Origin of the sequence: Pseudomonas syringae group sp. J309-1, from assembly GCF_032582135.1 — a bacterium.
GTDB classification, from domain to species: Bacteria; Pseudomonadota; Gammaproteobacteria; order Pseudomonadales; family Pseudomonadaceae; genus Aquipseudomonas; species Aquipseudomonas quasicaspiana.
Genome location: NZ_JAWHNU010000024.1, coordinates 18828 through 29974, shown reverse-complemented (window position 1 = coordinate 29974; position 11147 = coordinate 18828). Strand labels below are relative to the sequence as shown.

Annotated in this window: 10 protein-coding genes; all 10 read right to left on the bottom strand. The window is 59.1% G+C overall.

The window, feature by feature from the left end; translation table 11 throughout:
- Positions 1-41: 41 nt before the first annotated feature.
- The 10 genes from tssH to tssA all read right to left on the bottom strand — a co-directional run bounded on the left by tssH (position 42) and on the right by tssA (position 10842).
- Positions 42-2732, bottom strand: coding sequence for a type VI secretion system ATPase TssH (gene tssH, locus RX972_RS14760; protein WP_316876408.1), 2691 nt, complete (start codon positions 2730-2732; stop codon positions 42-44).
- The gene (tssG, locus tag RX972_RS14755) at positions 2725-3777 is read right to left on the bottom strand and encodes a type VI secretion system baseplate subunit TssG (protein ID WP_099270327.1); all 1053 of its coding nucleotides are present in this window, start codon (positions 3775-3777) and stop codon (positions 2725-2727) included. The genes tssH and tssG overlap by 8 nt, the downstream gene beginning before the upstream one ends.
- Positions 3741-5600, bottom strand: a complete 1860-nt coding sequence (gene tssF, locus RX972_RS14750; protein ID WP_316876407.1) for a type VI secretion system baseplate subunit TssF — start codon at positions 5598-5600, stop codon at positions 3741-3743. Before tssF ends, tssG begins: the two co-directional genes overlap by 37 nt.
- The gene (gene tssE / locus RX972_RS14745) at positions 5597-6109 is read right to left on the bottom strand and encodes a type VI secretion system baseplate subunit TssE (RefSeq protein ID WP_373562239.1); all 513 of its coding nucleotides are present in this window, start codon (positions 6107-6109) and stop codon (positions 5597-5599) included. The genes tssF and tssE overlap by 4 nt, the downstream gene beginning before the upstream one ends.
- On the bottom strand, positions 6106-6546 hold the full coding sequence (locus RX972_RS14740) for a hypothetical protein (protein ID WP_122705148.1): 441 nt from the start codon (positions 6544-6546) through the stop codon (positions 6106-6108). Before RX972_RS14740 ends, tssE begins: the two co-directional genes overlap by 4 nt.
- Entirely contained in the window at positions 6546-6995 is a 450-nt protein-coding gene (locus RX972_RS14735) for a type VI secretion system amidase effector protein Tae4 (protein ID WP_027900002.1), read from the bottom strand. Before RX972_RS14735 ends, RX972_RS14740 begins: the two co-directional genes overlap by 1 nt.
- A 66-nt stretch (positions 6996-7061) precedes the next feature.
- Entirely contained in the window at positions 7062-7550 is a 489-nt protein-coding gene (locus tag RX972_RS14730) for an Hcp family type VI secretion system effector (protein ID WP_027900003.1), read from the bottom strand.
- Positions 7551-7703: 153 nt separating this feature from the next.
- The gene (gene tssC, locus RX972_RS14725) at positions 7704-9197 is read right to left on the bottom strand and encodes a type VI secretion system contractile sheath large subunit (RefSeq protein WP_027900004.1); all 1494 of its coding nucleotides are present in this window, start codon (positions 9195-9197) and stop codon (positions 7704-7706) included.
- Positions 9198-9212: 15 nt separating this feature from the next.
- Positions 9213-9728, bottom strand: coding sequence for a type VI secretion system contractile sheath small subunit (gene tssB, locus RX972_RS14720; protein WP_099270322.1), 516 nt, complete (start codon positions 9726-9728; stop codon positions 9213-9215).
- A gap of 97 nt (positions 9729-9825) precedes the next feature.
- Positions 9826-10842 carry a type VI secretion system protein TssA gene (tssA, locus tag RX972_RS14715; RefSeq protein ID WP_122396894.1) on the bottom strand — a complete coding sequence of 339 codons (1017 nt, stop codon included), beginning with the start codon at positions 10840-10842 and terminating at the stop codon, positions 9826-9828.
- Between the last annotated feature and the right edge of the window lie 305 nt (positions 10843-11147).

Here is an 11147-nt window from a genome sequence, read left to right as displayed (position 1 = left end):
TTCCGTTAAATAGCCAGAGTAGTTAGCTAGCGCTCGCAGGCTCAGTTGGCATCGCCAAACTGATAATCGAATTCGCCGTCCAGCGCCCTGATGCTCACGCTCGCCATGGGCTTGCCGTCGAGCATGCGGGTGAGGAATTCTCGGCTCATGTCGGGCAGCAGGGTGTTGGTCAGAATCGCGTCAATCATCCGGCCGCCGCTTTCGGTTTCGGTGCAGCGGGAAACGATCAGGTCGACCACCGCGTCATCGTAATCGAACGCGACTTTGTGGGTGCTTTCGACGCGTTTTTTGACCCGGTCGAGTTGCAGGCGGGTAATCGACTTGAGCATGGTGTCACTGAGCGGATAGTACGGAATGGTCACCAGACGACCGAGCAGCGCAGGCGGGAAAATCTCCAGCAGCGGCTGGCGCAGGGCCTTGGCGATATCCTCGGGATCGGGCAGATTCTGCACGTCTTTGCACAGGTGTGAAATCAGCTCAGTACCGGCATTGGTGGTCAGCAGGATCAGGGTGTTCTTGAAGTCGATGACCCGGCCCTCGCCGTCCTCCATCACGCCCTTGTCGAAGACCTGGAAGAAGATTTCATGGACGTCAGGGTGGGCTTTTTCCACTTCATCAAGCAGCACCACGCTGTAAGGCTTGCGGCGCACGGCCTCAGTCAACACGCCGCCTTCGCCATAACCGACATAGCCGGGAGGCGCACCCTTGAGGGTCGAAACGGTGTGCGCTTCCTGGAACTCGCTCATGTTGATGGTGATGACGTTCTGTTCGCCGCCGTACATGGCCTCAGCCAGCGCCAGCGCGGTTTCTGTTTTACCGACGCCCGATGTACCGGCCAGCATGAATACGCCTACCGGCTTGCTCGGGTTATCGAGCCCTGCACGGGAGGTCTGAATGCGTCGGGCGATCATCTGCAGGGCGTGATCCTGGCCAATGATGCGTTTCTTCAGGTGCTTATCAAGGTTAAGCACGGTCTCAAGTTCGTTGCGCGCCATACGACCGACTGGAATGCCGGTCCAGTCGGCAACCACTGAAGCCACCGCCTGATAATCGACAGTGGGCAGAATCAACGGCGTCTCGCCCTGCAATGCGCTCAGGCGCTTTTGCAGATCAACCAGTTGCTCACGCAATCCGGCGTGGGCTTCGGGTTGGACTTCGCTGCCTGCATCGCTGTCGACAACGCCCGCGCTTTCACGCAATTGGGCGCGGGTCGCGAGCAACTCATCCACCAGTGCTTTTTCTTCCGCCCAGCGACCTTCAAGCGCCAGCAAACGTTCGCGCTCGCTGCTCAGCAACTCAGAAGTGTTGCTCTGCCGCGCACCAATATCCACGCCAATCGCATGCTCGCGGGCGATGATTTGCAATTCGGTTTCCAGCGCTTCGATACGGCGACGGCTGTCATCGACTTCAGCCGGTACCGCATGCAGGCTGATCGCAACGCGGGCGCAAGCGGTGTCCAGCAGGCTGACTGACTTGTCCGGCAACTGACGGGCCGGAATGTACCGGTGAGACAGCTTGACCGAAGCCTCCAGGGCCTCGTCGAGAATCTGCACCTGATGGTGTTTTTCCATGGTCGACGCCACGCCACGCATCATCAGCAGGGCCTTGTCTTCCGAAGGCTCGGCGACTTGCACGACCTGAAAGCGACGGGTCAGTGCAGGGTCTTTCTCGATGTGTTTTTTATACTCGGCCCACGTCGTCGCCGCGACGGTTCGCAAGGAGCCACGGGCAAGCGCCGGTTTGAGCAGGTTGGCGGCATCGCCAGTGCCCGCCGCACCACCAGCACCCACCAGGGTGTGGGCCTCGTCGATAAACAGAATGATTGGCTTGGGCGACGCCTGAACGTCCTCGATCACCTGACGCAAACGTTGCTCGAACTCACCCTTCATGCTCGCCCCGGCCTGTAGCAGGCCGACGTCCAGGCTACGCAACTCGACGTCCTTGAGCGACGGCGGCACGTCCCCGGCGACGATGCGCAAGGCGAAACCTTCGACCACGGCGGTTTTACCCACGCCCGCCTCACCGGTGAGGATCGGGTTGTTCTGGCGACGGCGCATGAGGATGTCGACCAGTTGGCGGATCTCCTCATCGCGCCCCACGATGGGGTCCAGTTTGCCGCTGCGGGCTTGCTCGGTGAGGTCGACCGTAAAACGCTTGAGCGCTTCCTGCTTACCCATGGCGCTCGGGGCCATGGCACCGCTCGCCTCGCCCGGCACGGCACCGGCATTGAAACCGTCACTGGCGCTCAGGGCGTTTTCCGGCGAATCGCCGACGTATTCGTCAAAGCGCTCACTCAAGGTTTCGACTTTGACTTTATTGAACTCGGACGACAGCCCCAGCAAGGCGTTACGCAGGCTGGGAGTCTTGAGAATGCCGAGCAGCAAATAGCCGGTGCGCACCTGGTTTTCACCGAACATCAGGCTGCCGTAAACCCAGCCACGCTCGACGGACTCTTCGACTTGCGAAGACAGGTCCGTGATGGACGTCGAACCGCGCGGCAGGCGGTCCAGCGCTTCGGTGAGGTCACGGGCAAGGCGCGCAGGCTCGACATTGAACTGGCGAATGATGCGATGCAGGTCCGAGTCCTGAAGTTGCAGCAGTTGGTGAAACCAGTGGGCAAGCTCCACATACGGGTTGCCCCGCAGCTTGCAGAAGACCGTAGCGGCCTCGATGGCCTTGTAGCCGACGCTGTTGAGTTTGCCAAACAGCGCGGCGCGACTGATTTCACCCATGTTCATTACTCCTTGAATGTTGTGCTGACGTGGCCTGCTCGGCGTAGTGCCGGGCCAGAATCAAGTCCTTGGCGTCTGTTTGTGGCTGACCGAGCCAGGTGTTGAACCCCAGCCGCTGGCGCCCGTTGAGTTGAAATTTCGGAACCTCGGGCTGCTGAAGCACCAGGTTCAGATCCCAGTCCAGTTCGTGCCCGAGGTATTCGGCGACCCAGGCCACCAATTCTTTGAAGGGTTCACCGTCGGGCAACATGCCCATGTAATCGTCGAGCTTGAGCGGCCCGAGCCGAATGCGGAATTTGTGCTGACGGTCCCAGACATGACTGCCCAGGCAAAAATCGACGCCCAGTTGATGACCGCTCACGCCGACGCGACTGCGCTCTGGCAATTCCAGCCATTGGCCGACGTATTCCTCGATCTCCACCGGCAAACCGAAATAGTGGGAGAGGATCGCCCGCAGTCCATCGGGATAACGGGTCTGAGCCGAAAGATGACCGCTGTAATGCAGCTTTGCAGTGTCGGGAATCAGCCCCTGCTCCAGCAGGCTTGGCATACCGCGCCCGCTCAGGGCCGCCAGGCGTGCGGCCCAGTAATCGTCGTCAGGGCGATCATGGCTGACAGTCGGGCTGGCTTCTGCCCAGGCGCGGTAGAACAGGCTTAGCAAGCGATGGTGGAACACGTCCAGAAAGCGTTTGCTGGCGCTGTCGCCGTTATTGCGCTGACGTTCGCGCACGTATTCGGTGATGTGCAGCGGCAATGGACCGTTGGGGCCGCCGAGACCAAAGAAAAACTGTTCCAGCCGCGCAGCCTTGCCGTCTTCGGCCGGGCTCATGGACGCCAGTGTCGACGGCGCGAAGGCGCAATCAGGCTGTTGCCCCAGACGCAATGGATCATCTGCAAGGCGCAACGAATGGCCGAATCTGGGCAGGTCCGGGGATTCGCATTCGATACGTCGCAATGCCTGGAAGAAATCGTATTCCCAGGGCTCGCTCTGCATTGACGTTATCGTGCTCACAGAGTTGGGCGGCGTCCGGGCTTGGCTTTCCATCGCATGATCTCACCGCGTTCGGTGGTATGAATCACCGTTTCGGTAAAGCTGTTGATCGACACATAACGTGCCAGGAAGCGCTCGAAAACAGCACCGAGCAGAAACACGCCCGTGCCTCGAAACGCGTTTTCGTCAAACTCAAGCGTGATCTCCAGCCCACGGCCAAACACGATCGGCCCGGGCATCGGCAGTCGGCGGGTCACCGCTTTGCTGCTGACCTCTCGCAGGCCTTCGATCTGCAACTGGAGTGCGGCGTCGTTACTGTCGCCATACAAGCGCAACAGTTCTCGCAGCGCCGCAGCACCCTGGCCCTGTTCGCTGAGTGAAAGATAATTGAGCGATAGCTGGCTGATCAGACGCCAGGCCTTGTTGTCGTGGGCATGGCTGGCCCGCGGCCGACTCGGCCCGGTCAGACAACGTACGGCTGAGACCGGCGCACTGTCGGCCAGCGTGAAGTCGGTATTGCCGCTCCCCACGCTCATGAACAGCGGCAGGTCGCGGTTGGTGCACAAGGCGCTGACGCCCAACTGTCGTAGATCCTGGCGATAAGGCGCCTGCTGACCGTCCACCAGGCTGACGAACGTTTCGCTGCCAACGTACGTCGAGCGGGTGCCGTTACGGCGCTGTTCACTGGACAGCACCCGTGGTTCGCGCCGAACCGTGTAATACGCTTTATCGCGGCCATAACGCGAGGGATCGCGCACGGCGTAGAACGGAAGAAAAGGCTGATCCGGCCCGGTGCCGTGGCCCGTTACGCTGGTCAGGGAATGGATTTCAAAATCCATCGGCCGGGTGCGGTCAGCAATCACATGATGCTCATTGACCCGATCAGACAGGTGAATCCGGTCCACGCGACGCGGGAAAAGGTTGATGGCCGGTGAGCAGAATGGCACGAACTGGTCGCGGCCCACGGAGCCTTCAAGACTCTGGTCAAAGCGATCAAAAAGAATGATCAGCTCCAGTTCCTGTCCGTCACAACGCTGCACGGCACGGGTCAGCTCAGCGAATTCGACGAACAGAAAACGCTGTGGCAAGGCGAAGTATTCCTGCAACAGCCGATAGCCCTGAAACGCCTGCGGCACGACCGGCAATGCAGCTTCACGGTCATCAAAACCACAGGAGCGCAGCGCATCTGCGGGCAGTCGCTCGACCCAGTCGCTGCCGGGCTGACGAGCGAATACCGCACAGGCACTGCCCAGCAGTTGCTCGTAGAGACGGAACGGTTGCTCATCGACCCCGTTGAGGTAAAGCGGAAGGCTTTCCAGGCTCAGCTTACTGAACGCCAGCTCGGCCCCGGTGCGCAGGGTAATGCGCAAGCCCGCCTTGGCCTTGGGTTCGCTCGCCGCGAGACGCCCCAGCACCGCCGAAGGGTTGCCGAAATACTCTGCCTGGCTGACCTGCAACGGCCACAACGTGACGGCGTGAGCAGTGCGGTATTCGCAGGAAGTTTGCGAGTCACGGCCAAGGGCCGCGCGCAGGACACTGTTTCGCGGCAGCGTAAAACCGCTGGCCAGGGAGCCCTCGTCGGTATCGGCCTGCATTTGCACCACGGTCATCGACGGCGTCGGTGCCAGGTAATGAGGGTAGGCAATCTCCAGCAGGTTGTGCGTGAAGGTCGGGTATTGCGCATCGAGCTTGAGCTGCACCCGCGCCGTCAGATAGGCGAAACCTTCCAGCAGGCGTTCCACGTAGGGATCGGCACAGTCCATACCCGAAAGCGTCAGACGACCCGCGATTTTCGGGTATTCCTTGGCAAACTCCGCCGCGCTTTCGCGTACGTGCTGCAGCTCCTGGTTGTAGAGGGCGAGCAGGCGCGGATTCATGAGCGTCTCCGCTGTTCGGCAGGCGCCACGGTGACGTGCCCGGACTCGAGATCAAGATCGGTGCGCAGCAGCAACGGCAAGGCCACCGGCTCGGCCCACAAGTCCCCTTCGATCTCGAAGCTCAAGGCGTTGTGATTCATTTCGCCCTGCCCGACCCGCGCTCTCACCCGCAGGGTGTTGCGCAAGATGCGCGGCTCAAACGTCGCAATGGCGCGATGGATCAGTATTTCCAGCGCGCCGATATCGATGCTCGAAGCACTGTTGCCCGCCAAAGCTGGCAAGCCAAAATTGATCACAGAAGTACCCGCTGGTGTATTGAGCGTCGCGTCGCCATCGAGCAGTGACGTGGTATTGAGCAACCACGCCAGGTCGCGCAGCACTGAAGCCTTGAGCTGACTCAAGGACAGCACGCGTTTGTCGGCGCTTTCCTGAGGGTTGCTCGGGTCGTGGTCTGTCAGGCGATCAAGCAACGATGGTTGCAGGCGCTCGCGCAGGGTCAGGTCGCTCACCAGTCGAACTGCCAGGTAAAGGTTTTCTGATCCCAGAAGCCTGGGCCGCAAGCGGCAATCCGACTCACTGGCGCGGCCTCAAGTTTGCCCTTGTAGAAGCGAACAGGCTGTAAATCGGTCAGGCAATCAGTACTTGGCGGCGGCATAGGCTCGCTACGCTCGACCATGACGATCAGTGCCTTGCGAAAATCCTCCACTCGCACTTTGTGTTGCCGATCTTCACTGAAGCGACATGGCCACTGCATATCCAGCGTTAGCGCTGCGCTTCCTTTGCGAGTCAGGACGCAACGGCCCTGCCCGTCGCTCAGATGGGCAGGCTGACCGGCAATTTCGGCCGTCGTCAGCGTGCTACTACTGGTGGCAGACGGCTGAGCTGCACATGCAGTCAGGCTGAGCAGGCTGGCAGACAGCAACGTGAACCCGGCGAACAGGCGCATCAGTTCAGCTCCCAAAACCAGACAGCCTTGGCGCGAACGAAGTAGTCACTGCCCTTGCTTGCAGTTAGACCACGATTCCACAAGTCGATGTGGTCACCGCTCGGACTGCCGTCTGGATCGTTGGGCTGATAGTAGAAATCTTTATAGAAAATGATCCCGGTCTTGTTAATCAAGCTGAGCCGGTCAGCCGGGCTGTTGGTGTAAATCTTTGGCGGCCCAAGCTGCTTCTTCTTCCACAGCCAGTTCGCCAGGGACTCAGCCCCACGCGCATGACCATGAGCACAGCGCGGCTCGGTATAGGTTGACGAATTGACCGGCAGAGTTCGCTCAGCGCACAGCGCGATACTCATCCGAATGGCGCACTGATTGGACCACGGCCCGTCACACGCAGCTGGCCCGGGATACGGGGGATAGCCATTCCACAGATTGATAAACGAAGGCTTGGCCATGATTCAGGCATCCGGCAAAAGATCGAACGTGAAGTTGCGCCCCCGATTGAACGGGGGCGCCTGCGATCAACGCTTGGTATTCGAACGAATGTTCCAGCCGTATTTGACCGCGCCGCCATCTTTGGTGCCGTCAGCTTTCTGTGGCTGATAGTCGACCAGAACCTGAGCGAAGTTCAGGGTCACGTTTTCAGTCAGACGATCATCGCTGCCCGAGCCGCCAGTGCTCAGCGAGGTGATCAGCACTTCTTCGAGGTTGATGATCAGGTACTCGACCTGGCTTTCACCACCGGCCTTGCGCACGGTAAGCGTGACCTTGTCGATGTGTTTACCGGAGCTGCACAGCATCATCAGATTTGGCGTGGACTTGTCGACGAACTTGGTGATCGACAGGTCCTGAATGTTCACCTTGCCAGCACCGCCACCGCTGCCGACGTGCATGTTGCCGGACTGGGACATGCCCCAGCTCCAGTTCAGCACGTCGATTTCGTCCTTGTGGGCCTTGTCCATGGACTCGCCCTTGATGTCACCGATCTTGATGAAAATATCGACAGCCATGTTCTCTCCTGATGTGGCGATGGCCACTGGTTTTGTGTAAAACGGCAGCGCCTAAAACGGCAGCGCCGTTTGGTCTACGACGCAGGAGCGGCTTTGGGAGGAAGTAGCCAGTGCTGACTCCCGGTCAAAGCCGGTCCTGCGATAACTGCTGAATCAGGCGCTTTTTGCCGACGGCAGCTTCGAAACCAGACGCAGCGATACCGTCAGACCTTCGAGCTGATAGTGCGGGCGCAGGAAGAATTTCGAGGTGTAGTAACCCGGATTGCCTTCTACGTCTTCCACGACGACTTCGGCCGCAGCCAGTGGGTGCTGGGCCTTGGTGGTCTCGGTAGAGTGCGCAGGATCACCATCGACGTAGTTCAGGATCCAGTCCTGCAACCAGCGCTGCATCTCATCCTTCTCTTTGAACGAGCCGACCTTGTCACGCACGATGCACTTCAAGTAATGCGCGAAACGGCATGTGGCGAACAGGTAAGGCAGACGCGCTGCCAGATTGGCGTTGGCGGTCGCATCCGGATCGTCATATTCGGCAGGCTTCTGCAGCGACTGGGCGCCGATGAACGCAGCGAAATCCGTGTTCTTCTTGTGCAGCAGCGGCATGAAACCGTTCTTGGCCAGCTCGGCTTCGCGACGGTCGGAGATGGCAATTTCAGTCGGACATTTCATGTCCACACCGCCATCGTCGGTCGGGAAGGTGTGCGCAGGCAGGTTCTGCACTTCACCGCCGGATTCGATACCGCGAATGCGCGAGCACCAGCCGTAGTGTTTGAACGAACGGTTGATGTTCACGGCCATGGCGTAGGCCGCGTTCGCCCAGGTGTAATTGGCGCTGTCGGCACCGTCGGTGTCTTCTTCGAAGGCGAAGGCTTCCACCGGATCAGTCTTGGCGCCGTACGGCAGACGTGCCAGGAAGCGCGGCATGGTCAGGCCGATGTAGCGTGCGTCCTCGGACTCACGCAGCGAGCGCCAGCCGGCGTATTCCGGAGTGGTGAAAATTTTGGTCAGGTCACGCGGGTTGGACAGTTCCTGCCACGAGCCCATGCCCATTACGGTAGGCGATGCGGCCGCAATAAACGGCGAGTGCATGGCTGCACAGACCTTTGACAGTTCACCCAGCAGCTCGACATCCGGCGGCGACTGGTCGAAGTAGTAATCGCCTACCAGGCAACCGTAAGGTTCGCCGCCGAACTGGCCGTATTCTTCTTCGTACATTTTCTTGAAGATCGGGCTCTGGTCCCAGGCCGTACCTTTGAATTTCTTCAAGGTCTTGTGCAATTCCGGCTTGGAGATGTTGAGCACGCGAATCTTCAGTTGCTCATCGCTTTCGGTGTTGTTGACCAGGTAATGCAAACCACGCCAGGCGCTTTCCACTTGCTGGAATTCCGGGTGGTGGATGACCTGATTCACCTGCGCGGTGAGCTTTGCGTCGATGGCCGCAATGATCGACTCGATCGATTTGATCGCGTCGTTGGAGATGAGGTCAGTCTGTGCCAAAGCGTGTTCGGCCAAGGTCCGCACGGCGGTTTCAACCGCTTCGCGAGCACGCTCGGTCTTGGGTTTGAATTCTTGCATCAGCAGCGAAGCAAACTCGCTGGTTTCCTGAGTGGAGCCCTGTGGCGCCTGATTGTCACGCATCAAATCGGTCATGATCATTTGTCCTGATTAAGCACTGGGCTCGGAGTCCTGAGGCTTTGGCGCACTGGCCAGGGCCTGGAGCAACGCCGGATCCTTGATGGCTTTCATGATGATTTCTTCGGCGCCGGTCTTGCCGTCCATGTAGGTCAGCAGGTTGGCCAGCTGGGTGCGGGCTTCGAGCAACTGGTTCAGCGAATCGATCTTGCGAGCAACGGCAGCCGGACTGAAGTCGTCCATGCTTTCGAACGTGATATCCAGACTCAGGTTACCTTCACCGGTCAGTTCGTTCGGCACATGAAACGCAACGCGTGGCTGCATCGCCTTGAGACGCGAGTCGAAGTTATCAGCGTCTATCTCCAGAAACTTGCGATCGGCAACCGCTGGCAGCGGCTCGGCAGGTTTGCCCGCCAGATCGGCCATCACGCCCATCACGAACGGCAGCTGGACCTTCTTCTCGGCACCGTAAAGCTCTACGTCGTACTCGATCTGGACCCGTGGCGCGCGGTTGCGCGCTATGAATTTCTGAGAACTGCTGTTCGCCACGTTGCTCCTCCTGGTCGCTGATGCGACTGTGTTAGCGTCATCGGCCGGTGCCGGTAACGGTGTTGCGTAACTCGGGCCAGAACAACTCGATTACGAGTCAGTCGGCCTCGGGTCCGCGCAGATTTTCAAATTGGTTCATGCCGTCGGGAATCAGATTGCGCACGATGGTTGCGAAGTCCGCATTCACCAACAGCTTTGCGCGATTCAGCAACACCGGAAGCGGGCTCGAAGGCTCGTGACGGGCGTAATAACCGAGTATCAGATCCAGACTGCGCAACACGTCCTCACGACTACTGATCGTCCCTGAAGAACGGGCCGAAATCGGAGCGCTGGTTTCACTGAAAAGTTCGCGAGGTTCGTTTGATTCTGTGAGCGGCGTCTCGAACTCGCGGTGAACGGCAGTCTCACCCAGCACTTGTAGCGCCTGTTTGAGTGGCTGTTTCAAGGCCGAAAGATCAACGCCCTGGGCCGAACCCACTTGCTCGGAAACTATCTGCTCGATGGCTTCAGCGGCATCACGAGCAGCCCCCAGCGCGGCACGAATACCGTCCAACTGCTCGGCGTCTACGTCCTGCAGCGCGCCCGCGAACTCATCGGACGTCAGGCGCTCATCGGCGAAATGCTGCAAGCCAGCGGCATTCAGCGCAGCGCGAAGACTGATCGGACCAAACGCCCGGGAGCGGATCAGGATGCTTTCACGCAACAACTGGATATTGGTGTCGCAGGTCAGACCGGCCAGCGCATTGATTCTGACGGTAGGGTCGTTGTCGTCATCGGCGTCAAGCTGCGGATAAAGATCGGTCCAGTACTGCGTGAGCAAATCACGAGTCAGAACAAGGACGTTGCTCAGGCCGCTGATGCCGTCGAGGGCAAGGGCGCTTTGCAGGAGGAAATGGGTGATGCGCAGGTCTTTGCTGCGCTGCAGGAGAGCGGTGCTGGACTGCTCGATCTTGCGCCATTGGGGCGGCTCAGCGGGCTGAATTGAATCGCCCATGACGCGCTCGGGTTTGCCGAGTGCGTCGCGCTCCAACTGCAAAAAATCGGCGTCATATTCCAGGTCTTCGCCACACGGAGAGTTCGCGGAAACAGCGGCGAGTAACAACGGAACATCCACCAAATCGATCTCCCTATCGAGGTCCGGGAATAGTTACGAAAATATCGCAATCACTTTGCATAAATTCTTCCGGGTAACTTCGGAACTTTGCTGAAAGCGTACGATCTGTGATGTCACGTCGACATCACCATTATTTTATAAGTTGTGCATTTTTGGTGTAGGAAACAGCCAATGTCAAGGTAAGCTGTAAAGCTTGTGAAACAGTTGTGACCGGACTGGCATCCCACTGAACTCTACGGTCACAATCTGTACGACATTCATGAAGGTGTGTTTACAATCGCGGAATTTCAGCGAAATGGCCGATA

Coding starts and splice junctions, on each gene's coding strand:
- RX972_RS14740 (WP_122705148.1), bottom strand. CDS start 6,546: ATGCGCCTGTTCGCCGGGTTCACGTTGCTGTCTGCCAGCCTGCTCAGC.
- tssH (WP_316876408.1), bottom strand. CDS start 2,732: ATGGGTGAAATCAGTCGCGCCGCGCTGTTTGGCAAACTCAACAGCGTC.
- tssC (WP_027900004.1), bottom strand. CDS start 9,197: ATGACCGATTTGATGCGTGACAATCAGGCGCCACAGGGCTCCACTCAG.
- tssF (WP_316876407.1), bottom strand. CDS start 5,600: ATGAATCCGCGCCTGCTCGCCCTCTACAACCAGGAGCTGCAGCACGTA.
- RX972_RS14735 (WP_027900002.1), bottom strand. CDS start 6,995: ATGGCCAAGCCTTCGTTTATCAATCTGTGGAATGGCTATCCCCCGTAT.
- tssG (WP_099270327.1), bottom strand. CDS start 3,777: ATGGAAAGCCAAGCCCGGACGCCGCCCAACTCTGTGAGCACGATAACG.
- RX972_RS14730 (WP_027900003.1), bottom strand. CDS start 7,550: ATGGCTGTCGATATTTTCATCAAGATCGGTGACATCAAGGGCGAGTCC.